The organism is Streptomyces sp. NBC_01320 (genome assembly GCF_035974375.1).
Lineage (GTDB): Bacteria > Actinomycetota > Actinomycetes > Streptomycetales > Streptomycetaceae > Streptomyces > Streptomyces yanii.
The window spans coordinates 9,779,859-9,804,954 of record NZ_CP108390.1 but is presented as its reverse complement, the minus strand read 5'-3'; the positions used below and the strand labels follow the sequence as shown (position 1 = coordinate 9,804,954).

Genomic DNA, 25,096 nt, shown 5'->3' with positions numbered 1-25,096 from the left:
AATCGTGGGCCTGGCAGCCGGATCGGGCCGCAGGCAGCTGTCGATGGCCGTGGCGAGATCACGCGGGAGGCGTCGGCGGGACCGGACGGGCTGAGCGGGTTTCTCAAGCTGCGGATACCAGTCGTCCTCACCGCTCGTGTCGTCGCTGTCGTCGGTCCCGTCCGTGGTGACGCCGTTGTCGAACGGCACGTCGCCTACGGCGACTTCGTACAGCGTTGCGCCGATGCCCCACACGTCGGCCGCGGCCGACAGCGGCCCGCCACGCGCCTGTTCGGGAGCCATGTAGCAGAAGGTGCCGATACCCGGAGGTACGCTTCCGGGCGGTCGTGCGACGCTCAGGTCGAGCACTTTCGCGTGCCCGCAGTCGACGACGACGTTGGACGGCTTGAGGTCCAGGTGCAACAGGCCGTGACCGTGGAGGTAGTGCATCGCGGAACACAGGTGCACACCGAGAAGGGCCACGTCCGCGGCGGCCGGCCTGCGGCGCAACCGGCCGATGAGGTGGGCCAGCGTTTCGCCTGTCAGCGTTTCCAGCACGACGATCGGCTCGGGCGACTCAAAGGTCTCGTAAGCGCGGACCAGGCGCGGATGGGTGAATGTCCGGAGCCAACGGCCCTCTCGCAGCAGCCGGTCGCGCAGCTGCTCCTCGTGGCGGTGGTCGGGGCGCAGGACCTTCACGACGCATCGGCAGTCCCGCTCCTCGCTCCAGGCGTCGTAGAGGTCGAGCCAGCCGGTCCGGGCCAGGTGCGCCAGGACCTCGTACCCCGGCGCGGGGATCGTTCCGGGTGCGAGGGGCGGAACCGGTCGGGACATGACGCGGCTCATGAGAGAACCTTCCGAGCGGGTGGGGAGGTGGAGAGGGCCGGGACGGTCACTCCGTTCAGCCGGTGAAGACTGGCGTAGGCCCCGTCGCGCAGGAGCAGGTCCTCGTGCGTGCCGCGCTCGACGACCCGGCCGCCGTCCAACACCAGGGTGGAGGTGGCGTCGCGGGTGGTGATCAGATTGTGGGAGATGACGATGGTGGTCCGCCCGGCCATGAGCCGGCGCAGCGGTTCCATGATCCGGCGGCCCGACTGGGTGTCCAGGCCGGTGGTCGGTTCGTCCAGGATCAATACGGGCGCGTCCCTGATCATCGCGCGGGCGATCGCGAGTCGCTGGGCCTGCCCGCCGGACAGCGTGCGGCCGCGCTGACCCACCACGGTGTCGTAGCCCTCGGGAAGCAGCTGGATGAAGTCATGGGCGTCGGCGGCGTGCGCCGCCGCGACGATGTCCGCCTCTGCCGCGTCCGGGCGGCCGTAGGCAATGTTCTCCCGTACGGTGCCGTGGAACACGAGCGTCTCCTGCAGTACCACCGCGACGTTCTCGCGCAGTTCGGACAGCTGCAGATCCCTGAGGTCGGTGCCGTCGAGGAGGACTGACCCCTGATCCGGATCGTAGAAGCGCAGTTGCAGCTTCCCGACCGTGGATTTTCCGGCACCGCTCGCACCGACCAGCGCCAGCGTCGTGCCGGGCGTCACATGGAACGACACATCGGACAGCGCCCACCGGGACGTACCCGGATAGCGGAAGGAGACGCCACGGAATTCGACGTCGCCCCGGGCCCGCCCGACCCTCCGGGCGTCGGCGGCTTCGACGACCTGGGGGCGCTGGTCGAGCAACTCGATGATCCGCTCGGCGGAGGCGGACGCCGCGTAGAACGTGTTGGTGAGGTGGGACAGACCGCGGATCGGACTGTAGAGGCTGCTCAGCAGCGCGAGGAAGACCAGCAGCCCGCCCAGCGTGAGCTGCCCCTGGGCCAGCTTCCATGTGCCCAGGCCCATGACGGCCAGCGCGCCGGTCAGTTCGATGACCTCGACGATGGGGCTGTAGACAGCATGGATGCGTGCCGAGGCCATCGCCGCGCGGAACTTGCCCACGCTCTCGCGTGCGAACCGGTGTTCCTCGGTCTCCTGCCGGTTGTATGCCTGCACCAGCGCGATGTTGCCGAGTGACTCCTCGGCGATCGCGCTGATCGAACCGCTGCGCCGCCGCCGCTCCCGCGATGCGGCCTTGATCAGCCGGGAGAAGCGGCGGGCCGCGCACCAGAAGAGCGGCACGATGACGAGCGCGAGGATGGTCAGATCCCACCTCAGGTAGAACAGCAGTCCCAGGAAGACGCCCAACCGGATCACGTAGTAGAGGCCGTCCGCCACCCCCGAGAGGAGAAACGTCTCGACCGCGTCGACATCGCCCGTGATACGCGACAGCACGTCCCCCAGCCGCCGCCGTTCGAAGAACCCGAGCGAGAGGCCCTGGACGTGCCGGAACACATCCGACCGGAGGGCCAGCAGGAAACGCTCGCTGACCCAGGTGGACGTCACGTCGTCGGCGAACCCCAGAACGCCGGAGCCGATGATGAGCCCTGTGTATGCCAGGGCGATCCAGAGGAAGGGGCGCAGATCGCGTGGAACGAGGACGTCGTCCACCACAATCTTGTCGTCCACCACAATCTTGAAGAGCCAGATCTCGGCCGCGTCGACGACGGGTCCGATCACGCTGAAGACGAGTATCGGAATGAGGAAGCGCCGACCACCGCGCGTGTAGGGCCAGAAGCGCCGGAACGCGTCACGCGGGGCGACCGGCGGCGCGGCGGCGACGACCGCGTCGGGATCATCGGCCACAGACAGCAGCCGCCGCAGAACATGAAGCGAGACACGCCTCATAGACGCGTTCCTCAAGATCGTCGGCTGAACGGTCCAGGAGTCCTGGCCCGCTCAGCCGTCCTGTGCGGTCACCAGTGGTGACCGTGGTGGGAGTGACGACCGTGGCGACGCCGATCCCTTCCGTGGTCGTCGAATCCGTGGTCGTCGAAGTTCCTCGACGTCATGTCCCTCTTGTCGTGACGGTATTTCGCGGGGATGAGATGACTGAAGATCGCCATGAGCTTCCCTCCTGAAGAGGCTTCCAGACGGGATACGCTCCAGAGCGCTCGCGGGATTGCCTTGTTCGAAATTTTCCTGCCCGAATCCGCCTGCCGTTCTCGCGCGGACGGATACCGAGGTCCACTGCCGTCGCCATGGCCGCGTACCCCGATCGCACCGCTCCGGGCCCGCATCGACAACGAAATCGCCGGCGGCCCCGACGACGCGCGGGCCCGGCTACTGTTCGAGTACGGGCCCCGCTTCCTCCGCGACGCGAAGGAAGCCGCGCTCGACAGCGCGCTGACGGAGCGCCAGATCGCTGTCTGCACCGCGATCCTGGTTCTGGCGCAGCTCCACGGCCACTTCGCCTCCCAGGAACCGCCGCGCCTGCACGCTGCCGGCTTCGTCGCGATCGAGGACAGCTGCCGGAGGGATGTGCTCGCCGGCCGCCGCAGCCACGCCTGGGTGACCGTCGCCCTGCGCGCTTACGCCCGCGCCATCACCGGCCGCGACCTGGCGGACAGCCCCTGACGCGTCCGGGCCGGCCGTCGACCGCATCGAAGGGACCGCGAGGCCATCCGCAACCGTCTCGGCGACGTTCCGGTCACCCTGCCCGGTCCCTCGCTGAACCGTCTCTGCCGCAGGTCGCCCGTTCGCCGCAGCGGGCGGCGATCGGGCGCTCCTCAGGCGACCGGCTCGCCGATTCCCAGCATGTTCCCCTCGCTGTCACGGAACCAGGCGCCGCGTTCGCCCCGTGCACCCTTGCTTGGGTAGTTCCCTTCGATCTCGGCGATCCCGTCCCTCGTTCGAAATCCAGGTACGTCGACCTCCTCGAACACCACGCCGCGCCGTTTGAGCTCCGACACGACTGTCTCGATGTCGTCGACCTCCCAGGCCATCTGGGTGAAAGTGCCGGGAGAAGCTCCCGTTGATCGGAACAGTACGAAATCCGCGCCTCGGCACCGATACAGCAGCCCACCGGGCCGTTCATCGAGGGGCTCCAGACCGAGCTGCTCGGAGTAGAAACGCCGCGCCCGCTCCAGGTCCTGCGCTGGAAGCCTGGTCGCCACGTGGCCCCGGGCCAGCATGTTCCTGTCCTCTGCGTTCATGTCTCCACTGTGCCGTGAGCAGTGGCCGCAGGGGTGGAGGCGACGGCCGTCCCTGTCCGGCGGTGCCCTACGCAGCGAGGGACGAGCTGGTCAGGCACCACCTGGGACCGGTCCGACGAACCGACCAGGGGGTGCTGCCGCACGGGACTCCCGGCGATGAGGCGGCGGTGCTCACCCCGGCTGGGATTCTCCGGTCCGCAGCGCCATGTCGTTCCCGGCGGGCAGGCGCTGGAACGCACCTGTGACGATGTCGTCGCGCGGGTGTTCTCGATGTCGTCCTCGGCTCCGCACCTTTTCGGGACGCATCGTGACGCTTTCGAGGCAGACGCACGTCGACTGCTCCGGGAGCGCTCCCCGTCGGGCCGGTTCTCCGAACTCCGTCCGAGCCCCGAGGACTTCGTCCGGTGGGAAGGCCCCGCCGAGCTGTGATCAGGCGACCGGTGGCATGAGCTGAGACTTTGCGCCCGGCCCGGACTCTGGTGCGCAATTCCGGGTGGGTGGTCAGGCTGTGAGTCGGTAGCTGAGGCGGGTGAGGTTGCTGGTGCGGCTGCGGTCCAGTGGATGCTCGGTCCAGTGGGCGTCGAGGCGGACGACGTTGATCGCGGTGGCGGAGAAGGCGTGCTGGAGGCGGACTTTCGGCAGCCCGCGGTAGCGGGCCCGGCGGATGCCGGTGATGTCGAGGGCCTGGTTGATGGTTCCTTCCACTCCGGCCCGCAGGGCGTACTTGTCCTTCCAGGTCTTGGTCTTCTGTTCGGTGCGGGCGGCGGCGAGGGCGGTGTGCAGGTGCTCGGGGTAGAGGGTGAGCATGCGGTTGCCGCGCCGGGCCGAGGTGCACTCGGGTCGGACGGGGCATGCCTGGCAGTCCGTCTTGGCGAACTCGACGACGATGGCGTCTCGTTCGCGTTGTCGCACCGGGTGCCATCCGGTGCTGGTGTTGCCCTGGGGGCAGCGGACCTGGCGGGCTTTCCAGTCGATCCGGAAGGCACTCTTGTCGTAGCCGGTGTGGCTCTTGGCCTGGGCGGATCGGTCGAGGAGGACGGGAGTGACCATGACGGTTCCGCGGCTGCGTGCGGCCTCGATCAGTTCGGCGGAGGGGTAGCCGGAGTCCAGGTAGTGCTCGGCGGGCGGGAGGCCGCGGTCGGCGAGTTGTTGCTGGATCGGCGCGGTGGCCTTCACGTCCGGCACCGTCGACAGGGTGGTGGTCACATCCGTGATCAGTTTCGGCAGTCCCCGGGCTTCGGCTTCGGCTTCGGCTTCGGCTTCGGCTTCGGCTTCGGCTTCGGCTTCGGCTTCGGGGGGAGTGTTGTCGCAGCTCTCGGTGAGGTGGACCTTGTAGCCGAGCCAGAACAGGTCGTCGCCCTTGGCGGACCAGCGGGCGTCGGGGTCGTAGGGCGAGGCGAGGCGGAGATGGCCGGGCGGGACACCGTCCTCGTCGGCTTCCCGCTTGCTGACCACCTCCTTGCCCCGGCTGCTGGTGCGGACGGTGTAGGTCTGCACGAGGACTTGGCGCATGATGTCCACGGCCCCGATCTCCCGCAGCCAGGCCGGCGCGTCGGGCGACCAGACGGCCCGGCACAGCCGCAACGCGTCCTGGCCGTAGACCTGGGACAGCTGGTCGCGCTTGACCTTGGAGCCGGGCAGTTTCCAGCTGTCGACCCGAGGTCCGTAGCGGTGGGCGAACTCCGGCACGTCCACGGCCCGGGCCAGCCAGTCCGGTGCCGCGGCCGACAGCGCCTCCAGCGCAGCCCGCACGCTCTCCCCGGCCAGTTCCAACCGGTTCAAGTCCCGTACCGCGCTGACCACATGGGTGGAATCGGTGCGCTGCTTTCCTCCCGCGGCCACCAGCCCGGCATCAACGCAGTGCTCAAGGAGCCGGTCGAAGACGACACGTTCCATGCCGTTGCCGACCAGGCGGGCCCGGAACCGGGGCAGCACACTGTGGTCGAAGCCGGTGTCCGTCAGCTCCAGGCCGAGGGCGTACTTCCAGTCGATGGCCCGTATCGCCATCGCCGCGGCCTGCCGATCGGTCAAATTCTCCGCGAACTGCAACACCGTGACCAGCGACAGCATCCCCGGCGACAGGCCCGGCGCCCCACGCACCCCGAACGCCTCAGCGAACGGCTCATCGGTGAAGACCTCCCCGAGCCGGTCCCGCACCCGGATCGCCAAACTCTCCTGCGGGAACGCCGCCCGCGCGACCCGAACCGTCTGCTCCGGGACCGGCGGCAGCCCCATCGGCCGCAACGACATCACAACCCACCCTCCACGGCCGGACGACACGTAACGACCGCAGGAACGATCATCACCTACCGGTCAAGCAGCCGCCGAGAATTGCGCACCAGAGTCGGCCCGCTGTCGGTCAGAAACCGGGGGGGCTGTCGTCGCGGCAGGTGACGCCAGGCCGCGTGTTCACTGACCACATGTGCGTGCACTGCGGACACTGAAGGTGAACGACCGGTCCGTTGGTGGATATCAAATAGCGCCAGTGATCAGCGCAGTTACGGCGGTCGGCGCAGGTCCCACAGTGGCGGGCGTCGTCGCAGACGGGGCAGGCCATCCAGGCCCGGCGGGCGACGTCCGCCTGTGGGTCAATGGGCAGCCTCACGGCCCGGCTCCCTTCCCGGCAGGACACCGGCCGCCACCAGCAGGTCGTAGGTGCGCTGCTGCTCGGCGTCCAGGCCCGAGTAGAGGAGTGCGTACGCCTCGTCCTCGCCCTGGAGAACGGTGACCGGGTCCCAGTCGGGCCCGAGTGCGGCCACGACCTCGGCCCGACGCCGGGCTTCGTCGAAGGTCAGATCGATCGTGAAGGGTATGAGATCGGTGGGATCTTCCTTGTTCATGGCGAAACTTCCGATGCGCTGGTGGAATCCCACATGTACCAGGCGACCACAGCAACGTGGAAGGGTGACCTAAGTTGCCCTGGGGCGACGCAGCGCCCGACCCATCGGCGAGGAACCCTCGGATCGGCCGACAGGGGTGGGGCGTTGCCGGCGCCAGAGCCCCGACGGCTGGCCCGGTCCACGTACAGCACTGTGACGCACTTCATGGCCTGCCCCACGGAATGGACTGCGACCCGGCCCTGGGAGAGGTGGGACCGACGGGCCGGGTCCACCGGGGTGCTGTCGCGTCGTGGCCCGGCGGTCAAGGCCCTCGGCGCGGCGCCCGGCCGCGCACCAAGTACGGAGCCCGGGACCAGCGCCTGTCCCACCTGCCGACACCACCTCTCCAGGCAGCCCTGCGTACGACGCCGCCCGGCAAAGCCCGACTAGACTTTCACGACCGCTTTCCCGCCTTGGCGGGACACCGCAGCCCACTCAAGAAGTGCGGCACATGCCAACGCAACTACGACTAAGAGCTTGCATATGCAAGGAATATGTAACTATCTTGGCGCGTATGCAATCCTACACAATCGGCCAGGCGGCCCGTCTGTTGGGCGTGAGCCCGGATACCGCGCGGCGGTGGGCGGATGCCGGCCGGGTGGCCACGCATCGTGACAAGAGTGGACGCCGACTCATCGACGGCAGGGATCTGGCCGCCTTCTCGATCGAGGTCGCCGGGATCGGTGGTGGCGAGGAGGACGCCCCGTACACGTCTGTCCGCAACGCCTTTCCGGGCATCGTCACCGCCGTCAAGCTCGGCGATGTCGCGGCCCAGGTGGAGATCCAGGCCGGGCCGCACCGGCTGGTCTCGCTGCTGACCCGGGAGGCCGTGGAGGAATTGGGCCTCGAGGTCGGCGTGGAGGCCACCGCCCGCGTGAAGTCGACCAGCGTGCACATCGACCGCACCTGAGCGGACACGTACGGACGGCGGCCGGGGGTCACGCCTTCAGCGAGTAGGAGTGCGCGCGGGTGCCCGCCCGGGTACCGGGCCTGCGCGAAGAGCGAGGAACCGGAGGTACGGGGTCACGCCGTGGTGCGGCAGCGTGCGCCAGGGGTGGTCGGGCGGTGCGGGCTACGCGGGTACCGGACGTCACCCGCGTAGCCCGCCAACTGCCCGCTCCGCAGGGCCCGGTCCACCGCGTCCCGGTCCACGATCTTCGCCCGGGCCGCGTTGACCAGATACGCTCCGCTCTCCATCGCGGCGAGCGGCTCGTCCCCGAACAGGCCCCCCGCCTCCCCGAACAGGCCCCCCGCCTCCCGGTGCAGCAGCGCGTCGACGGGGACGAGGTCACCGTGCGGCGCCATGTCGGCTGCTGCGGATGAAAGGCCGGCACCGGCTCCCGCTCGACCTCCTCGGGCAGGCGGCGCCGGTCCGTACAGTGCAGCTTCACGTCGAACGGCGCGGGGCGGCGCAGCACCGCGAGCCGATGCGTCCGGCGGCGACGGTGCCGACGTACATACCCGCCAGGTCGCCCGACCGGGCCACGCGGTCAGCGTCGCCCCCGCGGAACGCCACCGGCGTGCGCTTCACGGAGCTTCCGCTGACCCGCGACCGGGTGTGGCCGGCCTTGGATGCGGCGGGCGCGGCAGCTGCGCATCAGCCGAGGACGAGCAGCCCCTCATAGAACTGCCGAAATAGAACTGCCGAAGCCCCACCCGGTTCGCCTCGCCGGTGTCACGTCCACGCCGTGTAGCCGCCGTCCACGCGTATCGCGCTGATGCCGCTGATGTGCCGGGCGCCGCAGCGGTCCTGCGGCAGCACGAGCTGCGGGCCGGTCCCGTCGAGCGGGGTGTCGTCGACGCTGGCCGCAAGCAGGACGGACGCACGGCCGAAGTCGGGGTCGATCTCCGCCCAGGACAGGACGGCGTGGTGACCGTCCGCGCCCGTCAGGGCGATCAGGAAGCGCAGGCGGTCCTTGCGCCGGGTGGGGTCGAAGGCAGGGCCGGCGTCGGACAGGACATCGTGCAGCAGCGGTCCTGCGAAGCAATGGTGCTGGATTCCGCTGGTGGCGCACTCAAAGCTCACCTGTACCCGGTGCTGGGGCCAGGCGAGCAGGTCGGGCACCGACAGCCGGGCCGGTCGCGCGAGGTCGCCGGACAGGGCGACCTCTGCCACCGGATCGACGGCCGGAAGGGAATGACTCACGGGCTACCACCTCCCGGATGTCGATACCCGGGCAGCAGTCCCGTATAAACGCACATGCCCACCATCATCTCCAGGCAGTCCAGCTCATGCGATGCCACAGGAGACTTCCACCTTGTATCTGCGGCAGTATGATCTGCACATGCATCTACCGGGTCGGGGAAGCAGCCGCCTCGATGTCAGCGCCGACACACTGCGGCGCCGGGTCGGGGGCGGAACACTGCAGGCCGAGCGTGACGAGCTGGGCCGGCGAATGATCCACGGGCCGGAACCGGCTTCCTCCGCCCGGGAGTTGCACCGCGCCGAGCGGACGAACAACGGATCCTCGGCGCGCCACCGCCTCGCCGGGATCGTCACCGCCGTGATCTCGGAGATGTGTCGGCGCGGGTGGAGATCCAGCCCGGGCCGTTCCGGTTGGTGTCCGTCCTCAGCCGGGACCCGGCTGAGGAACTGACGCCGGAGCCCGGTGTTCCGGCGGTTGCCGTGATCAAGTCGACCCACGTGGTCGTCGAGGGACCGTGGAAGAGTCCGACGGACTCTTCCGGAAGAAACCAGAGGGAGTAGACCCCGTGATGACCCGTTCCGCACGCCGGACCCGCCGGACCCTGCAGGTGGCCGGCGCAGGCGCCGCTGCGCTGCTGGCACTGAGCGCCTGCTCCTCGTCCGACAACTCCTCGGCCAAGCCGGACTCCTCGGCGTCCACGGGCTCGTCGAAGAAGCTCTCCGGCACAGTGACCGTCTTCGCCGCAGCCTCGCTCAAGGAGAGCTTCACGACCCTGGGCAAGGGGTTCGAGAAGACCCACCCGGGTACGAAGGTCACCTTCAACTTCGGCGGCAGCGACACCCTCGCCGCCAGCATCACCGGTGGCGCCCCGGCCGACGTCTTCGCCGCCGCCAGCCCGAAGACGATGGCGATCGTCACCGACGCGAAGGACGCGGTCGGCACGCCGTCCACCTTCGTACGCAACCAGCTGGAGATCGCGACCCTGCCGGGCAACCCCGACAAGGTCTCCTCCCTCAAGGACCTCACCAAGTCCGGCCTCAAGGTCGTGCTGTGCGACAAGACGGTGCCGTGCGGGGCGGCCGCGCAGAAGGCGCTGGAGGCCAGCGGGCTCGAGCTCACCCCGGTCTCGTACGAGCAGGACGTCAAGAGTGCCCTGACCAAGGTGGAACTGAAGGAGGCGGACGCCGCCGTGGTCTACAAGACCGATGTGAAGGCGGCCGGTGACAGGGTGGAGGGCGTGGAGTTCCCCGAGTCCGCCGAGGCCATCAATGACTACCCGATCACGCTGCTCAAGGGCGCGCCCAACACCGACGCGGCGAAGGCGTTCATCGCGCTGGTGCAGTCCGCCGAGGGCCAGAAGGTCCTGACGGCGGCAGGGTTCCTCAAGCCGTGACCGCGCTGGACAAGTCCGGCGCCGCGGACGAGCTCCTCGTGGGCGCCGAGGCCCGCGGGGGCGGGCCGCGGCGCCGGCGCGTGCGGGCGGACGCCCGGGGCAGGGTGCCTCTGCCTCTTCTGCTGCCCGCGCTCGCCGGCCTGGCGTTCCTGTTGCTGCCACTGATCGCCCTTCTCGTACGGGCTCCCTGGCGCAGCCTGCCGGACCAGCTGACCAGCACGGAGGTGTGGCAAGCCCTTCAGTTGTCCCTGGTGTGCGCGACCGCGGCGACCGCGGTGAGCCTGGTGCTGGGCGTGCCGCTGGCCTGGCTTCTCGCGCGCACGGACTTCCCGGGGCGGGGTTTCGTACGGGCCCTGGTGACGCTGCCGCTCGTCCTGCCGCCGGTGGTGGGTGGTGTGGCACTGCTGCTGGCGCTGGGGCGCAACGGTGTCGTGGGGCAGTGGCTGGACTCGGCCTTCGGGATCACGCTGCCGTTCACGACGGCGGGAGTGGTTGTCGCGGAGGCATTCGTGGCGATGCCGTTTCTCGTCATCAGCGTGGAGGGCACGCTACGGGCGGCCGATCCCCGGTACGAGGAGGCCGCCACCACGCTGGGCGCCTCCCGCTTCACCGCGTTCCGCCGGGTCACCCTGCCGCTGATCGCGCCGGGCATCGCAGCGGGTTCCGTGCTGGCGTGGGCCCGCGCGCTCGGCGAGTTCGGCGCGACGATCACCTTCGCGGGCAACTTTCCCGGCCGTACGCAGACCATGCCGCTGGCCGTCTACCTCGCCCTCCAGAACGACCCGGCCGCCGCCATCGCGCTGAGCCTGGTCCTGCTCGCCGTGTCGATCGCGGTCCTGGCCGGACTGCGGGACCGTTGGATGACGGCCTCATGACCCGAACCGCCCGTGAGCCACTCGCAGTCCGCCCCGGATCGCCGAGGCGCCGGACCGCCGGCGCTTCCGTTCCCGTTCCCCCACTGCGCAACCACTGGACGAACCCCTCATGACGGACATCGACGACGCCACGGGCAGCCTCCCCGCCACTGACACAGCCGCCGCGGGCCTGGACGCCCATCTGGTCGTCAACCACGGCGCCTTCCGCCTAGACGTGGCACTGACGGCCGCGCCCGGCGACGTCGTGGCGCTCCTCGGGCCCAACGGCGCGGGCAAGACCACCGCCCTGCGCGCGCTCGCAGGTCTCACCCCACTCACCGGCGGTCATCTGCGCCTCGACGGCGTCGCGCTGGACCGTACGCCGCCCGAGTCCCGTCCGGTCGGCGTCGTCTTCCAGGACTACCTGCTCTTCCCGCACCTCTCCGCCCTCGACAACATCGCATTCGGCCCCCGCTGCCAGGGCACGTCCAAGGCCGAGGCACGCGCGCAGGCCGCCGAGTGGCTGGACCGCATGGGCCTCGCCGACCACGCCGGCGCCAAACCCCGCCGACTCTCCGGCGGCCAGGCCCAGCGCGTCGCCCTCGCCCGCGCTCTGGCCACCCACCCCCGCCTGCTGCTGCTCGACGAGCCGCTGGCCGCGCTCGACGCCCGCACCCGCCTCGATGTACGGGCCCAGCTCCGCCGCCACCTCGCCGACTTCGAGGCGGTCGCCGTGCTGGTCACGCACGATCCGCTGGACGCCATGGTGCTGGCCGACCGGCTGGTCGTCATCGAGCACGGCCGGGTCGTCCAGGAGGGCACCCCTTCCGACATCGCCCGCCATCCGCGTACCGACTACATCGCCCAACTGGTCGGCCTGAACCTCTACAAGGGGCTGGCCGAGGGGCACACCGTGCAACTCGACTCCGGCCCGGCGATCACCACCACCGAGGATCTCACCGGCCCCGCCTTCGTCGCGTTCCCGCCCCGCGCGGTCACCCTCCATCGCGACCGGCCCACCGGCTCCAGCGCCCGCAACCTGTGGCACTGCGAGGTCACCGGGCTCGAAACGCACGGCGACCAGATCCGCGCGGACCTCACCGGCGAGCTCCCCCTCGCTGCCGACCTGACCACGGTCGCCGCAGCCGAACTCGACCTCCATCCGGGAGCCCCGGTCTGGGCCACGGTCAAGGCCGCACAGACGCACGCATACCCGGCCTGACGCAGCGCTCGCCCCCGCCGAGGCCGGAAGCCCCGAACGCCGGGGATTCATGACCCGGCACATCCATGACTTCCGGGCGGCCCCGACCTGCCAGGCACTCCGTTGCCCGCCACCGGCGCCGCCCCGTCCCGGATCAGGCCCACGCCACTCGTATGCAGTAGGGCGAGAACCGTGTGCGGCTCGTCGCCGTCGTATGGGGCCGGATCGTGAATGAGGAATGAAATCAGGCGGCGAGCGCTCGGCTCTCCCGACGCCAGGCCTCCGGCAGCGAGGACCCCCGGGCGTCGCCGAGAGCCGCAGCCGCGCCAACATGATCGAGTTCGAGTGGCAGCCCGACGGTGAGCAGCAGAGACTGGGCAACGGTTGATGAACTGGACAACAGATCCCGACCTCGGAATTCCGGATTGCTCGCTCCGGCCATCGAAAGTCGCGAGTGTCAGGGCGCCGACGATCATGGCCGATGGCGCTCGAATGTTCCTCAAGGAGCTCGCATGGAGGAGAAATCCGTCGACGTCTTGACGCCCGGGCCCGATGAATCTGCGATCGACGAGCGCAGGTACACAGGCCCGAGTACCGGCATCGAGAGAAACCTCGCCGAGGTGCTGGCTGACGTCATGGGCGTCGAGAGGGTGTCGGTCGACAGCCATTTCTTCGATGACCTCGGCGCCAACTCGTTGGTGATGGCTCACTTCTGTGCACGGGTCAGGAAGCGGACGGACCTTCCCTCGGCGTCGATGAAGGACATCTACCGGCACCCCACGATCCGAAGCCTGGCGACGGGACTCGCGGACGCCGCACCCACCCCTGCCGAGCCGCCGGTCCCGGTGTCGGCCGAGGTGGTTCCCCGTGCCGGCACGGTGCGGTACGCCCTCTGTGGAACGCTGCAGTTCCTGCTTTTCCTGGGATATTCCTTCCTCGCCGGACTTGTTGCCGACCGAGGCTATGCATGGGTCTCCGCCGGCTCGGATGTGATCGGCATCTACCTGCGATCGTTCGTCTTCGGCGGCGTCGGCTTCGTCGGCCTGTGCACCTTCCCGATCGTGGCCAAATGGCTCCTCATCGGCCGGTGGAAATCGCGCGAGTTCCCGGTCTGGGGACTGACGTATCTGCGCTTCTGGACCATCAAGGTGCTGATCCACGCCAACCCGATGATCTTCTTCGTCGGCAATCCCCTGTACGTGCTTTACCTGCGTGCCCTGGGCGCGCGGATCGGCAAGGGAGTCACGATCCTCTCCCGCAACGTTCCGGTCTGCACCGACCTGCTGACGATCGGCGCCGGCACGGTGATCCGCAAAGACTCGTTCTTCCTCTGCTACCGGGCACACGCCGGCCATATCCGGACCGGCAGGGTCACCCTCGGCCGGGACGTGTTCATCGGCGAGAAGACCGTGCTCGACATCGACACGTCGATGGGCGACGGCGCACAACTCGGCCACACGTCCACGCTGTACAGCGGCCAGGTGGTCCCGGACGGCCAGCGCCGGCACGGATCACCGGCACAGCTCACCGAGCACGACTACCTGAGGATCGGGCCGGCCAAGTGCGGCACGCTGCGTCGGGCCGGCTTCGGTCTCCTCACCGTGCTGCAGCTGTTTTTCCTCTACGTGCCGCTGGCTGTCGGTGGCGCGTACATGCTGGTGACCCTAGTTCCGGCGCTGCACAACCGGCTGGGCCCGGGTGCTTTGGGGCTCACCTCGCCGGATCTCTACATCGACGCGCTGATCCTTTCCTTCGTGCTGTTCTTCGGCTTCGTCGTCGTGGGCCTTGCCGTCCTGTTCACCGTTCCGCGCCTGCTGAACCTGGCCGTCAAACCGGACAAGGTCTATCCGCTGTACGGGTTTCACTACTCGATACACCGGGCGATCGGGCGCATGACCAACATAAAGTTCTTCACCTGGCTGTTCGGGGACAGCTCCTACATCGTTCCCTACATGCGCGGCCTCGGATACGACTTGTCCCGGGTCGAGCAGACCGGGTCGAACTTCGGCACGGAAGTGCAACACGAGTCCCCGTATCTGTGCTCTGTCGGCAGTGGAACGATGGTCGCTGACGGGCTCTCCATCATCAACGCCGACTTCTCGAGTACGTCCTTCCGGGTGTCCCGGGCCTCGATCGGGGCACACAACTTCCTCGGGAACAACATCGCCTATCCCTCAGGGGCCAAGACGGGCGAGAACTGCCTCCTCGCGACGAAGGTGATGATTCCGCTCGACGGCGAGGTCCGGGAGGGGGTGGGCCTGCTCGGCTCGCCGTGCTTCGAGATTCCCCGGTCGGTCGAGCGCGACTCCCGGTTCGACCATCTCCGGACCGGTGACGAGTTGCGCCGCAACCTCGCCGCAAAGAACCGCTACAACATCCGCTCGATGATCCTCTTCCTGCTCGTGCGGTGGCTGCACTTCTTCGTGCTCACGATGCTCGGCCTGGCGAACGTCGAACTGTACGATTCCTATGGGCATGTACTGATCGCCGCGTTCCTGGTGCTCAGCCTTGGGTTCACCGCGGTCTACTTCGTACTGGTGGAGCGCGGCATCGCGGCATTCCGCGCGCTGCGACCGCAGTTGTGTTCCATCTACGACCCGTACTTCTGGTGGCACGAGCGCCTCTGGAAGGTGCCTGACAAGTACCTCAACGTCTTCAACGGCACCCCTTTCAAGAACGTGATCTGGCGGATGCTGGGGGTTCGGCTCGGCAGCAGGGTCTTTGATGACGGCTGCTATCTGACGGAGCGGACGCTCACCACCATCGGAAGCGACTGCACGCTCAACGCGGGAAGCAAGATCCAGTGCCACTCGCAGGAGGACGGCACCTTCAAGTCCGATCGCAGCACCATCGGCGCCGGCTGCACCCTCGGTGTGGGAGCCCACGTCCACTACGGCGTGACGATGGGCGACGGCGCGGTGCTCGCCCCGGACTCCTTTCTCATGAAAGGCGAGGAAGTCCCACAGCACGCACGCTGGGGAGGAAATCCCGCCACGGAAATGCGAGATGCCCCCGATCAGCCCGAGGCACTGACGCAGAAGGCGTAGCAGCGCCGCGCCCTTGTCGGCGCCGAACAGCACGGTGTCGACGGTGAATGGAGAGGGACGACCAGATGGGAATGCACGTGCAGGCCGACCGGGAGTTCTGGCGCGCTGTGCTCGTCGCCGGTGAATTCACCGCAATACCGCGGTGGACGCTCAATCCGATGACGGGCGTCGGCGAACACGAGGCGACGGTCCCGGACGACGTCGTGGCAGCGTTGGGCCGGCTGGCCGAGAACCTGGCGATGCCACTCGACTCTGTACTGCTGGCCGCGCACGCCAAGGTGCTCGCCGCACTGTCCGGCGAGCACGAGGTCGCGACCGGTTACGTCACGGCGGAAGGCAGCCGGCCGCTGCCCTGCCGGCTGACGACCGAACCCCACTCGTGGCGGACGCTGCTGCTGGACACCCATCGAGTCGCGTCAGATCTGCTGGCGCACAAGGACTTTCCGGTCGATGAGCTCAGGCGCGAACTGGGCCTGGCCGAACCGTCGATGGAGACCGTGTTCGATCCGCACGGCTCGGGCGGCGAACTCGCCGGTGACACCGTGCTGTGGGTGGGATTCTCGCAACGCCGCGGTCGGCTCGTGCTGCGGCTGCGGTACCGGACCGACGCGCTCGACGCGGACTGCGCCGTCAGGATCGCCGGATACCACCTCACCGCGCTCGCGCTGATCGCCGCCGATCCGGACGCCGAACACGGGCGGCAGAGCCTGCTCTCCGCCGAGGAACTCCGCTTCCAGATCGAGGGGCTCGCCGGTCCGCGCCGGGAGCTCCCGGACCGCCGGTTCCACGAGTTGTTCGAGCAGCGGGTGGCGGCACACCCGGACGCCGTCGCGGCGACCCACGGAGAGCGGCAGCTGACGTATCGGGAACTGAACGCGCGTGCCAACCGGTTGGGGCGGGCCCTGCTGGCGCGGGGGCTTCGCCCCGAGGATGTCGTCGCGGTGGTGACCGAGCGCAACCTGGACTGGATGGCCGCCGTGCTCGCGGTCTTCAAGGCCGGCGGCGTGTACCTGCCCATCGAGCCGCACTTCCCGGCCGATCGCCTCGCAACCATGCTCTCCCGTGCCGCATGCGAGCTCGTGCTGACCGAACCCGGCAGCACTTCCACGCTCGACCAGGCCCTCGAATCGCTGTCCGGGGTCCAGAAGCTCTTCGTCGGCGCAGCCTACGAGGAGGACCATGCCGACGACGATCTGGGCCTGCGCGTCGCACCGGACCAGCTCGCCTACATCTATTTCACCTCGGGGTCCACCGGGGAGCCCAAGGGCGCGATGTGCGAGCACGCGGGCATGCTCAACCACCTCTACGCCAAGATCGACGACCTGGGGATCGGCGAGGGACAGGTGGTCGCCCAGACCGCACCCCAGTGCTTCGACATCTCGCTGTGGCAACTGGTGTCCGGGCTCCTGGTCGGGGGGCGGACCCTGCTGGTGGAGCAGGAAGTGATCCTGGACGTCCGGCGGTTCGTCGACAAGATCGTTGACGGCCGGGTCGCCGTCCTCCAGGTCGTACCCTCCTACCTGGACGTCGTCGTGTCGTGTCTGACGCAGCACCCCCGCGAACTGCCGGACCTGCGGTGCGTGTCGGTCACCGGCGAGGCGCTGAAGAAGGAGCTCACGCAGCGCTGGTTCGCCGCCCAGCCCGGAATCAAGCTGGTCAACGCCTACGGACTGACCGAGACGTCGGACGACACCAATCACGAGGTCATGGACCGCGTGCCCGACGGGGACCGGGTCCTGCTGGGTCCCGCGGTCAACAACGTGCACGTCTATGTCGTCGACGAGCACCTGACCCCGGTGCCGCTCGGCGCCCCCGGCCTGATCGTCTTCTCCGGCGTCTGCGTCGGCCGCGGATACGTCAACGACCCCGAGCGCACCCGGCAGGCCTACCTGGCCGATCCGCACCGTGCGGGCGCCCGGCTCTACCGGGGCGGCGACTACGGCCGCTGGCAGCCCGAGGGCAAGCTGGAGTTCCTCGGCCGCCGGGACACGCAGGTAAAGATTCGTGGCTTCCGGATCGAGATCGGCGAGATCGAGAACACCCTGTTGCGGGTGCCCGGTGTGCGCGACGGTGCAGTGGTGGTCACCGAGCGGGCCGACCAGAGCAAGCACCTGGTGGCGTTCTACTCCGGTCGGCGGCCACTCGAGGAAGACGTCCTGCTGGACCGGCTCGGTGAGTCGCTGCCCGATTACATGGTCCCGTCGGCCTTCCACTGGCGGGAAAGTCTGCCCCTGACGGCCAACAGCAAGATCGACAGGAAGACTTTGCAGGCGCTCGCCGGAGAACTCGGCCTCGTCCAGGACGAGTACCGCGCGCCGAATACGCCGACCGAACAGCAGCTGGCGGTCGCATGGGCGAAGGTGCTCGGCATCCCCCAGAACCAGATCGGACGGCTGGACCACTTCTTCGACCGGGGCGGCACGTCGTTGTCGGCAGTGAAGCTGGCGATCACCCTGGACCGTGCGGTGTCCCTCAAGGACGTCACCCGTCACCCGATCCTGGCCGATCTGGCCGGGCTGGTCGACGGCAGGTCCGAGCTGCGCTCCGGGCGCTCCGGGCTGCTTCAGTCACTGTCGGAATCGGACGGTACGCAGGGCGCTGCCCTGGTGTGCTTCCCCTACGCCGGCGGCAACGCGGTGAACTTCCAGCCGATGGCCGGGGCGCTGCCGGGCGGCGGGCCGGCGGTCTACGCGGTCGAGTTGCCCGGTCACGACGTGGCCGCCGGGAGCGAGCCGTTCGCGCCGATGGCACAGGTGGTCGAGCAGGTCGCCGTCGAGATCATCCGGCGTGGCCTGACCAGGGTCCTGCTCTGGGGCCACTCCTCGGGCGCCGCGTTGGCCGTGGAAACGGCCAGGAAGCTGCAGGAGCGCGGGGTGGACGTCCAGCGGGTGTTCCTCGGCGCGCAGCTGCTCGGCAACGCCGCCGACCGGCGCGCCGGCATCACCGAACTGACCGGGCGCAGCGACGCCGAGATCACCGGCACGCTGAGCGCGGACGGCGGGTACCCCGAGCTCGGTGAGCTGGATGCACAGCACGCCGAGCGCATCGGCGCCGCCTACCGGCACGACTGCCTGTCCGCACACCGCTATTTCGCCGACATCCTGGACAGCCCGCCGGCGCTGAAGCTGTCCGCGCCGGTCACCGTGGTCGTTGCCGCCGACGACCCGAGCACGGCGGAGTACTCGCGTCGCCATCGCGACTGGCAGCTCCTCGCCGAGCAGGTCGACCTGCACGAACTCGCCGACGGCGGCCACTACTTCCTGCGTACCCGTCCCACCGAAACGGCACAGGCCGTGCTGCGCGCCGCCGAACTGTTCGCTTCTCCCTGACCGGCAACTGAAAGGAAACCGAGATGCCTTCCATATCCACGGCGTCGCCGCTCGACGTCGAACTCGAAACCGGCAAACCTCCTCTCCTCCGGGCCGAGGCCACCGGCGATGCGCTGAGCTGGGCGGCCGAGCACCGGGACGCGCTGCGCGCTGTCGTCGCCGAGCACGGTTCGCTCCTGGTCCGCGGCCTCGGGCTGCGCGACGTGGAAGGGACCGGCGCCGTTTTCTCGGGACTGGCCACCGGTCTGATGGCCGAGAAGGAGGTCTTCGCGCCCCGACGGACCTACTCCGACGGCGTGTACTCCTCATCGAAGTGGCCGCCGAACCAGCCGATGTGCATGCACCACGAACTGAGCTACACGCTTGAGTTCCCCGGCCTGATGATGTTCGCCTGTCTCGGCGCGCCCACCACCGGCGGGGCAACCGCGGTGGCCGACTCACCGACCGTGCTCGACGCGCTGCCCGCCGACCTGACCGAGCAGTTCGAGCGGGAGGGCTGGCTGCTCACCCGCAGCTACAACGACGAGATCGGGGCGTCCGTCGCCGAGGCGTTCGGCACCGCGGACCGTAGCGCCGTCGAGAGCTACTGCCGTGCCAACGCGATCACGTTCGAGTGGCAGCCCGACGGCGGACTGCGCACCAGACAGCGCCGCAGCGCCGTGGTACGTCACCCCGTCACCGGCCGACGCTGCTGGTTCAACCAGATCGCGTTCCTCAACGAGTGGACGATGGCCCCCGAGGTGCGCGAGTACCTGGTCGACTTCTACGGCGCCGACGGGCTGCCGTTCAACACCCGCTTCGGCAACGGCGACCCGATCGGCGAGGACGTCATACAGCTGCTCAACAGCGTGTACGAGGCCAACACCGCACGCGAGCCATGGCAGACCGGCGACCTGATGCTCGTCGACAATGTCCGCACCGCGCACAGCAGGGAGCCCTTCGAAGGACCGCGCGAGGTGCTCGTCGCCATGGCCGACCCGGTACGTCTGGCCGACTGCTCGTCGACCGTCGAGGTGACCGCGGGATGACCACCATCGGTTCCACCGCCATGAAGTCCGCAAGGTCCACTCCGGTCACCGTGCCCCCGTTCGCCGTGATCTCCGGTGCCCAGGTCCAGCGCGCACTGCACGGGCGCGAGAAACAGATCGTGGAGTTGGTCGAGGCCACCTACCGGGTGCACGGCGCCGGTGATTCGGTGAACCCGCCGTCGTACTTCCTGCGCTTCCCTGACCGCCCGTCCTCACGGATCATCGCGCTGCCCGCCTCGATCGGCGGCGAGGTGGGGGTGGACGGCCTGAAGTGGATCTCCAGCTTTCCGGAGAACGTGACAGCCGGCATCCCGAGGGCCTCGGCCGTGCTGATCCTCAACGACCATGACACCGGCTACCCGTTCGCCTGCCTGGAAAGCTCGATCATCAGCGCCACCAGGACGGCCGCGTCGGCGGCGTCGGCGGCCGACTGGCTCAGCCGTAACCGGCCGCGACCGACGCGTGTCGGGTTCGTCGGGGTGGGCCTGATCGCCCGTTACATCCACACCTTCCTGGCCGGCACCGGCTGGTCGTTCGACGAGATCGGTGTGCACGACCTGTCCGCCGACAGCGCGGCAGGCTTCCGGTGCTACCTGGAGCAGTCGGGGACCACCGGCCGGATCACCGTGCACGACAGCGCCGAGCAGTTGATCCGACACAGCGACCTGGTGGTCTTCGCCACCGTCGCCGGCCGGCCGCATGTCAGCGACCTGTCATGGTTCGCACACCATCCGCTGGTGCTGCACGTGTCGCTGCGCGACCTCGCGCCGGAGATCTTGCTCGCCTCGGCCAACATCGTCGATGACATCGAGCACTGCCTCAAAGCCGACACCTCGCCGCATCTGGCCGAGCAGCTCACCGGCAACCGGGACTTCCTGCACGGCACGTTGGACGACGTGATGGCCGGGCGTGTGACGGTGCCGGCGGACCGGCCGGTGGTGTTCTCGCCCTTCGGCCTCGGGGTGCTCGACCTCGCGGTGGGCAAAGACGTCTACGACGAAGTGGTCCGCCGCGGAGAGTTGCACGTCGTCGACGACTTCTTCCACGAACTGAGCCGCTACGGATGAGTCGGCCCGGAGCCCAGGGGGCTTGTCCAGGACTCATTCCAGGAGAGATCGCCGGTCAAGTCGCCGCAGGTCGGGGCGTACGAGACAGCGACCGCTGACGCAGGGCCCCCGTCCGGCCCGGTTGGGCACTGGCTCCCGCCCGCAAGAGCGAGAAGCCCGCCCACGGTCGGACGGACGTTCCGGAAGTGCTCTGCTCCAGACAGAGGAGACCATCGTGCCCGTCGTATCCGTTCCCTACGCCTTCAACGAAGAGGAGCTCTATGTCGACCTTCGGTCGATCTTCGGGCACTCGCTCTTCCTGAAGTGTGAGGGCTTCAACTTCGCCGGCTCGATCAAGTTGAAGGCCGCGACCGAGATGGTGGAGGCCGCTGAGCGGGACGGAATCCTGACGCCGGAATCGATCCTGGTCGAGTCCTCGTCCGGAAACCTCGGCGTGGCGCTGAGCATGATCGCGGCAAGCAAGGGCTACCGGTTCCTGTGCGTGACGGACTCCCGCGGCAACCTGTCGACCAGGATGATGATGGAGGCGTTGGGCAGCCAGGTGCACATGATCGCCGGGCAGGAGGCCAACGGCGGCTTTCTCGGCGCGCGGATCGAGTACGTCCGTGCGCTGTGCGCCTCCGACGACCGGTACGTGTGGCTCAGTCAGTACACCAATCCGAGCAACTGGAAGGCGCACTACCGCAGGACAGCACCGGAGATCGCCCGCCAGTTCCCGCGACTGGACGTGCTGTTCGTCGGGGCCGGCACCACGGGCACTCTGATGGGCTGCGCGCGCTACTTCCGGGAGTGGCACCGGCCGGTGCGGATCATCGCGGTGGACAGCGTCGGCTCGGTGTCCTTCGGCGGTTCGCCGGGCCGCCGGATGATTCCCGGCCTGGGGATGAGCATGCGCCCACCGCTGCTCGACGAGTCCTATGTGGATGAGGTGATACGTGTCGAGGAGGCGGACACCGTTCGTACCTGCCATCGTCTGGCCAGGCGTGGATTCCTGTTCGGCGGCTCCACCGGCACGGTGGTCAGCGGCGCAACGGACTGGTTGGCCCGGCATGACGCCCCCGGTCTCACCGCGGTGGCCGTCGGCCCGGATCTCGGCGAGCGGTACCTCGACACCATTTACCAGACCAACTGGCTGCAGGACCTCTACGGCGAGGACGTGCTCGACTCCGACGAGGTGGCCGCCGGTTCCTGGGTGGCCTCGCCCGCGCCACCGACACGGTGAGGACCGACGGCTGGGGCCTGCAGACCAGCGACCTCAATGGCAACCAGCGCCATCAGTTCCAGGAACTGGAGGCCCAGGGCCGCTCGTCGGACAGACCCGGGTAGGAAAAACATAGCGCCAATGGCGATTGGGCGGAGGCGAAGCGGAGGAGTCCGCCTACCTCATAGGGCTTGGTCAGGTTGGTGCGCGTGCCTGTTTGTCGCGGGACCGGTGGGGCAGGCGTCGGTCCAGGCGCGAGCAGGGGGCGACCACCGGCCGCACCGAGCGATCAGAACTGAGTGACTGCCGTCGGTGGGGCCTGATGGTCGCCGGCGCGAGTGCGACCCCGGCCGTACGGTGTCCCGCCATGGGGCTGGAACCTGTTCCGCACGTTCCATTCCGACGTGTGCGGGACAGACGCCGACCATCTGGGCACTTTTACCCCGGGTAGGGGTCGTAGCAGTCGAGAGCCGGGTTGTAGAGGACGTTCCAGGTCTCAGCGCCGATGATTCCGTCCTTGGCCAGGCCGTGACACCCCTGGATCCACTTGATCTTGGTGAGCGTCTGACTGCCGAGGGCGCCGTCAACGGTCAGTTTGGGCACACCACCCCAGACATTCGACAGGCACTGGGCCTGCTTCACGGCCACTCCCGTGTTGCCGTACTGCAGGGCCGGCCGGTAGGTCGACGAGGCGTAGGCGCACCCTTCAGGCACGGCACTCGCCGATGGCGCGCTGATGCCCAGAACTCCGACCGCGAGCGCAGCGGCGCTCAGAATGGGGGCGATCCGGCGTTTCATGGCGATTCCTCTCAGTAGCTCCACACCCAACCGGTATCACTTTGAGTGACGGATCGTAACTGCGGGGATATTGATTTTCCCATGTCGGGAGCGCCTGGTCGAACTTCAGCCAACAGCCCGGGCGGCCGGTAACCGACACGAAGCAGGCACACCCCGCGGCGTCGACCGATCGCGGGACAGCCCCACCCGCGACGGACGACCACCGCACTCGACATCCGATCACCCTGGCTTCCCCCTCCAGCAGCGAGCTATAGATGTGATCAATTGACTTTATGGATATCAAGACTTGGACACTATAGGGGCTGCTCATGCATGGTTGATTCCGTCAGCCAGTCGGGCCGGCACCCACCGAAGGGAGTGACTGTGCACCGCGGGAAATCTGCTTCCGGCCTACACCCCAGGACCGGACGGTGTCGCAGCAGCATGGAGTACGCCGCCGCCGTACTGGGCGTGAACGACTTCGTCGTCCGCGGTCACTCCGCGTGCGGAGCCGTGACCGCCCTGGCCGAGGAACACGACCTCAGCGCCACGCCGGTGATCGCCTGCCGGCTGCGACACGCGGACGCCACGACCGCCCGCGCCGTGGCCGACCGGACACTCACCCTGCACGGCTGGATATGTGATATCGCGACCGGAGCCATCGAGACGATCGATGACGTCGCGGCCGCGACATGACCCATCACCCCACCGAACTCGTCGGCCACTCCTCAAGGCCGGTACCGCAGAAACGGAATCCTTCTCATGACACACGCCCAGTTCGACCCCACCGCACGCCAGATCCTCGCCGCCACCGCCGTCGAGGCCAAGACCCGCAAGGACCTGACCTGGCAGCAGATCGCTGATGCCGCAGGCCTGTCGGTCGCCTTCGTCACCGCGGCGGTGCTCGGCCAGCACGCTCTGCCGGAGACGGCCGCCCATGCCGTCGCGGAGCTGCTGGGCCTGGATGCCGACGCGGTGATGCTGCTGCAGACCATCCGACCCGTGGGTCGATCCCCGGCGGGGTTCCGACCGACCCGACCATCTACCGGTTCTACGAGATGCTCCAGGTCTACGGCACGACTCTCAAGGCCCTTGTCCACGAGCAGTTCGGGGACGGCATCATCAGCGCGATCAACTTCAAGCTGGACGTGAAGAAGGTCGCCGATCCGGAGGGCGGCGAGCGCGCCGTCATCACGCTCGACGGCAAGTACCTCCCGACCAAGCCTTTCTGACAGTCCGCCCATTGACCGCGGCGGGCCGGAGCGCGACACGGTCCATCCAGCCCGCCCTCTCTCTTCGCCCGGGACACCGCCTGCCGCCAGGCGCCCCCCTTTCCTCCGGAGGCCTCAGCATGGACTTCGCCCAGCGCACCATCGACATCGCCCGCCAGAACGTCGAAGAGGGCGGGCGCCCCTTCGCCACCGTCATCGTCAAGGACGGCGAGATCCTCGCCGAGAGCCCCAACAAGGTTGCCCAGACCGCCGACCCCACCGCACACGCGGAAATCCTCGCCATCCGCGAGGCCTGCAGGAAGCTCGGCACGGAGCACCTGGTCGGCACCACCATCTATGTGCTCGCGCACCCCTGCCCCATGTGCCTGGGTTCGCTGTACTACTGCTCCCCCGACGAGGTCGTCTTCCTCACCACCCGCGACGCCTACGAACCGCACTACGTGGACGACCGCAAGTACTTCGAACTCGACACCTTCTACGCCGAGTTCGCCAGGGACTACACCGAGCGTCGCCTGCCGATGCGCCACGAGCCGCGGGACGCGGCCGTCGAGGTCTACCAGCTGTGGCAGAAGCACAACGGCGGCAATCGGCGTGTCACCGGGGCACCGACCGCCGCGTAGTGGCCCGGATGAGGTCGAGTGCCTCGGTGACAGAAGCGGCTTCTTCGAGCACGGTGGCGGCGAGGAGGTGGACGGGGACCAAGCCGATGAGCCACTCGTCCTCGGCGGTTCCGCCTCCTTCAAACGCCCTCTCAGGCACGGGAATCAGCCTCCGAACCGCGCCAAATGCCGCATGCCGGGCAGAGCCCCTGAACACCTCGCTGGAGCCCTGGCAAGGGCCCCGCGGCAGCCCCATGTTGCCCGCGCGCACAGCGGTCTCCCTAACTATGGTCCCCCACCACATACGCCCCTGACCTGGCCCTTCCTACGGTG

Annotated in this window: 23 protein-coding genes and 4 pseudogenes; 15 read left to right on the top strand and 12 right to left on the bottom strand. The window is 68.6% G+C overall.

The genetic code is table 11. The features are described 5' to 3' along the window. Nucleotides 1-42 precede the first annotated feature (42 nt). The 3 genes and pseudogenes from OG395_RS44485 to OG395_RS44475 form a co-directional block, all read right to left on the bottom strand. Nucleotides 43-813: pseudogene (locus tag OG395_RS44485) on the bottom strand (serine/threonine-protein kinase); the annotation flags it as partial. An 8-nt stretch (nucleotides 814-821) separates the two neighbouring features. Beyond that, nucleotides 822-2,702 (bottom strand): ABC transporter ATP-binding protein, encoded by a 1,881-nt coding sequence (locus tag OG395_RS44480; protein WP_327247983.1) that lies wholly within the window; start codon nucleotides 2,700-2,702, stop codon nucleotides 822-824. Between the two features lie 68 nt (nucleotides 2,703-2,770). Then, the gene (locus OG395_RS44475; protein ID WP_327247982.1) at nucleotides 2,771-2,920 is read right to left on the bottom strand and encodes a hypothetical protein; all 150 of its coding nucleotides are present in this window, start codon (nucleotides 2,918-2,920) and stop codon (nucleotides 2,771-2,773) included. A 61-nt stretch (nucleotides 2,921-2,981) separates the two neighbouring features. On the opposite strand from OG395_RS44475, the gene OG395_RS44470 reads away from it, so the two are divergent. Beyond that, nucleotides 2,982-3,431 (top strand): hypothetical protein, encoded by a 450-nt coding sequence (locus OG395_RS44470; RefSeq protein ID WP_327247981.1) that lies wholly within the window; start codon nucleotides 2,982-2,984, stop codon nucleotides 3,429-3,431. A gap of 152 nt (nucleotides 3,432-3,583) precedes the next feature. Here the strand turns inward: OG395_RS44470 and OG395_RS44465 are convergent, their stop codons facing one another. Next, nucleotides 3,584-4,009, bottom strand: a complete 426-nt coding sequence (locus OG395_RS44465; RefSeq protein WP_327247980.1) for a VOC family protein — start codon at nucleotides 4,007-4,009, stop codon at nucleotides 3,584-3,586. Between the two features lie 44 nt (nucleotides 4,010-4,053). Here OG395_RS44465 and OG395_RS44460 point away from each other — a divergent pair. Further along, nucleotides 4,054-4,438, top strand: a pseudogene (locus OG395_RS44460) (SAM-dependent methyltransferase); the annotation flags it as partial. Nucleotides 4,439-4,510: 72 nt separating this feature from the next. Here OG395_RS44460 and OG395_RS44455 read toward each other — a convergent pair. The 3 genes from OG395_RS44455 to OG395_RS44445 form a co-directional block, all read right to left on the bottom strand. Further along, nucleotides 4,511-6,259, bottom strand: coding sequence for an IS1182 family transposase (locus OG395_RS44455; protein WP_327247979.1), 1,749 nt, complete (start codon nucleotides 6,257-6,259; stop codon nucleotides 4,511-4,513). Nucleotides 6,260-6,368: 109 nt separating this feature from the next. Beyond that, entirely contained in the window at nucleotides 6,369-6,614 is a 246-nt protein-coding gene (locus OG395_RS44450) for a hypothetical protein (RefSeq protein ID WP_327247978.1), read from the bottom strand. Further along, on the bottom strand, nucleotides 6,598-6,849 hold the full coding sequence (locus OG395_RS44445) for a DUF6400 family protein (RefSeq protein WP_327247977.1): 252 nt from the start codon (nucleotides 6,847-6,849) through the stop codon (nucleotides 6,598-6,600). The genes OG395_RS44450 and OG395_RS44445 overlap by 17 nt, the downstream gene beginning before the upstream one ends. A gap of 553 nt (nucleotides 6,850-7,402) precedes the next feature. On the opposite strand from OG395_RS44445, the gene OG395_RS44440 reads away from it, so the two are divergent. Further along, complete coding sequence (locus tag OG395_RS44440) at nucleotides 7,403-7,798, top strand: TOBE domain-containing protein (protein WP_327247976.1); 396 nt, start codon at nucleotides 7,403-7,405, stop codon at nucleotides 7,796-7,798. Between the two features lie 113 nt (nucleotides 7,799-7,911). Here OG395_RS44440 and OG395_RS44435 read toward each other — a convergent pair whose 3' ends face one another. The 3 genes from OG395_RS44435 to OG395_RS44425 form a co-directional block, all read right to left on the bottom strand. Next, nucleotides 7,912-8,193: an NAD(P)-dependent oxidoreductase gene (locus OG395_RS44435; RefSeq protein WP_327247975.1), complete on the bottom strand. Its 282-nt coding sequence runs from the start codon at nucleotides 8,191-8,193 to the stop codon at nucleotides 7,912-7,914. Between the two features lie 82 nt (nucleotides 8,194-8,275). Beyond that, the gene (locus tag OG395_RS44430; RefSeq protein ID WP_327247974.1) at nucleotides 8,276-8,419 is read right to left on the bottom strand and encodes a hypothetical protein; all 144 of its coding nucleotides are present in this window, start codon (nucleotides 8,417-8,419) and stop codon (nucleotides 8,276-8,278) included. Between the two features lie 144 nt (nucleotides 8,420-8,563). Further along, nucleotides 8,564-9,034: a molybdopterin-dependent oxidoreductase gene (locus OG395_RS44425; RefSeq protein ID WP_327247973.1), complete on the bottom strand. Its 471-nt coding sequence runs from the start codon at nucleotides 9,032-9,034 to the stop codon at nucleotides 8,564-8,566. Nucleotides 9,035-9,406: 372 nt separating this feature from the next. Between OG395_RS44425 and OG395_RS58605 the strand changes: the two genes are divergently transcribed. From OG395_RS58605 to sbnA, 9 genes are all read left to right on the top strand, one after another. Continuing rightward, complete coding sequence (locus OG395_RS58605) at nucleotides 9,407-9,595, top strand: hypothetical protein (protein ID WP_442818667.1); 189 nt, start codon at nucleotides 9,407-9,409, stop codon at nucleotides 9,593-9,595. A gap of 8 nt (nucleotides 9,596-9,603) precedes the next feature. Then, nucleotides 9,604-10,428, top strand: coding sequence for a molybdate ABC transporter substrate-binding protein (modA, locus tag OG395_RS44415; protein ID WP_327247972.1), 825 nt, complete (start codon nucleotides 9,604-9,606; stop codon nucleotides 10,426-10,428). Beyond that, nucleotides 10,425-11,303 (top strand): molybdate ABC transporter permease subunit, encoded by an 879-nt coding sequence (gene modB / locus OG395_RS44410; RefSeq protein ID WP_327247971.1) that lies wholly within the window; start codon nucleotides 10,425-10,427, stop codon nucleotides 11,301-11,303. Before modA ends, modB begins: the two co-directional genes overlap by 4 nt. 109 nt (nucleotides 11,304-11,412) lie before the next feature. Then, nucleotides 11,413-12,504 (top strand): ABC transporter ATP-binding protein, encoded by a 1,092-nt coding sequence (locus tag OG395_RS44405; protein ID WP_327247970.1) that lies wholly within the window; start codon nucleotides 11,413-11,415, stop codon nucleotides 12,502-12,504. 491 nt (nucleotides 12,505-12,995) lie between these two features. Beyond that, the gene (locus OG395_RS44400) at nucleotides 12,996-15,530 is read left to right on the top strand and encodes a Pls/PosA family non-ribosomal peptide synthetase (protein WP_327247969.1); all 2,535 of its coding nucleotides are present in this window, start codon (nucleotides 12,996-12,998) and stop codon (nucleotides 15,528-15,530) included. A 65-nt stretch (nucleotides 15,531-15,595) separates the two neighbouring features. Next, complete coding sequence (locus OG395_RS44395) at nucleotides 15,596-18,859, top strand: non-ribosomal peptide synthetase (RefSeq protein ID WP_327247968.1); 3,264 nt, start codon at nucleotides 15,596-15,598, stop codon at nucleotides 18,857-18,859. Nucleotides 18,860-18,882: 23 nt separating this feature from the next. Next, the gene (locus OG395_RS44390; RefSeq protein ID WP_327247967.1) at nucleotides 18,883-19,887 is read left to right on the top strand and encodes a TauD/TfdA family dioxygenase; all 1,005 of its coding nucleotides are present in this window, start codon (nucleotides 18,883-18,885) and stop codon (nucleotides 19,885-19,887) included. Continuing rightward, nucleotides 19,884-20,954: a 2,3-diaminopropionate biosynthesis protein SbnB gene (gene sbnB / locus OG395_RS44385; RefSeq protein ID WP_327247966.1), complete on the top strand. Its 1,071-nt coding sequence runs from the start codon at nucleotides 19,884-19,886 to the stop codon at nucleotides 20,952-20,954. The genes OG395_RS44390 and sbnB overlap by 4 nt, the downstream gene beginning before the upstream one ends. Nucleotides 20,955-21,168: 214 nt before the next feature. Then, nucleotides 21,169-22,176, top strand: a complete 1,008-nt coding sequence (gene sbnA, locus OG395_RS44380; protein ID WP_327247965.1) for a 2,3-diaminopropionate biosynthesis protein SbnA — start codon at nucleotides 21,169-21,171, stop codon at nucleotides 22,174-22,176. A gap of 417 nt (nucleotides 22,177-22,593) precedes the next feature. On the opposite strand, the gene OG395_RS44375 is transcribed toward sbnA, so the two are convergent. After that, complete coding sequence (locus tag OG395_RS44375; protein WP_327247964.1) at nucleotides 22,594-22,953, bottom strand: peptidoglycan-binding domain-containing protein; 360 nt, start codon at nucleotides 22,951-22,953, stop codon at nucleotides 22,594-22,596. Between the two features lie 367 nt (nucleotides 22,954-23,320). On the opposite strand from OG395_RS44375, the pseudogene OG395_RS44370 reads away from it, so the two are divergent. The 3 genes and pseudogenes from OG395_RS44370 to OG395_RS44360 all read left to right on the top strand — a co-directional run. Beyond that, nucleotides 23,321-23,628 (top strand): annotated as a pseudogene (locus OG395_RS44370) (carbonic anhydrase); the annotation flags it as partial. A gap of 66 nt (nucleotides 23,629-23,694) precedes the next feature. Then, a pseudogene (gene cynS, locus OG395_RS44365) lies at nucleotides 23,695-24,164 on the top strand (cyanase). A gap of 119 nt (nucleotides 24,165-24,283) precedes the next feature. Further along, nucleotides 24,284-24,784, top strand: coding sequence for a nucleoside deaminase (locus OG395_RS44360; RefSeq protein ID WP_327247963.1), 501 nt, complete (start codon nucleotides 24,284-24,286; stop codon nucleotides 24,782-24,784). On the opposite strand, the gene OG395_RS44355 is transcribed toward OG395_RS44360, so the two are convergent. Continuing rightward, the gene (locus tag OG395_RS44355; RefSeq protein WP_327247962.1) at nucleotides 24,759-24,923 is read right to left on the bottom strand and encodes a hypothetical protein; all 165 of its coding nucleotides are present in this window, start codon (nucleotides 24,921-24,923) and stop codon (nucleotides 24,759-24,761) included. The two genes, OG395_RS44360 and OG395_RS44355, sit on opposite strands and share 26 nt — an antisense overlap. Nucleotides 24,924-25,096 lie beyond the last annotated feature (173 nt).

Bases quoted from the DNA above. Each gene is read 5' to 3' on its own strand.
- OG395_RS44445 (WP_327247977.1), bottom strand. From the start codon at position 6,849: ATGAACAAGGAAGATCCCACCGATCTCATACCCTTCACGATCGATCTG.
- sbnB (WP_327247966.1), top strand. From the start codon at position 19,884: ATGACCACCATCGGTTCCACCGCCATGAAGTCCGCAAGGTCCACTCCG.
- OG395_RS44405 (WP_327247970.1), top strand. From the start codon at position 11,413: ATGACGGACATCGACGACGCCACGGGCAGCCTCCCCGCCACTGACACA.
- OG395_RS44465 (WP_327247980.1), bottom strand. From the start codon at position 4,009: ATGAACGCAGAGGACAGGAACATGCTGGCCCGGGGCCACGTGGCGACC.
- OG395_RS44480 (WP_327247983.1), bottom strand. From the start codon at position 2,702: ATGAGGCGTGTCTCGCTTCATGTTCTGCGGCGGCTGCTGTCTGTGGCC.
- OG395_RS44375 (WP_327247964.1), bottom strand. From the start codon at position 22,953: ATGAAACGCCGGATCGCCCCCATTCTGAGCGCCGCTGCGCTCGCGGTC.
- OG395_RS44440 (WP_327247976.1), top strand. From the start codon at position 7,403: ATGCAATCCTACACAATCGGCCAGGCGGCCCGTCTGTTGGGCGTGAGC.
- OG395_RS44435 (WP_327247975.1), bottom strand. From the start codon at position 8,193: ATGGCGCCGCACGGTGACCTCGTCCCCGTCGACGCGCTGCTGCACCGG.
- OG395_RS44475 (WP_327247982.1), bottom strand. From the start codon at position 2,920: ATGGCGATCTTCAGTCATCTCATCCCCGCGAAATACCGTCACGACAAG.
- OG395_RS44395 (WP_327247968.1), top strand. From the start codon at position 15,596: ATGGGAATGCACGTGCAGGCCGACCGGGAGTTCTGGCGCGCTGTGCTC.
- OG395_RS44455 (WP_327247979.1), bottom strand. From the start codon at position 6,259: ATGTCGTTGCGGCCGATGGGGCTGCCGCCGGTCCCGGAGCAGACGGTT.
- modA (WP_327247972.1), top strand. From the start codon at position 9,604: ATGACCCGTTCCGCACGCCGGACCCGCCGGACCCTGCAGGTGGCCGGC.
- OG395_RS44360 (WP_327247963.1), top strand. From the start codon at position 24,284: ATGGACTTCGCCCAGCGCACCATCGACATCGCCCGCCAGAACGTCGAA.
- OG395_RS44390 (WP_327247967.1), top strand. From the start codon at position 18,883: ATGCCTTCCATATCCACGGCGTCGCCGCTCGACGTCGAACTCGAAACC.
- OG395_RS44400 (WP_327247969.1), top strand. From the start codon at position 12,996: ATGGAGGAGAAATCCGTCGACGTCTTGACGCCCGGGCCCGATGAATCT.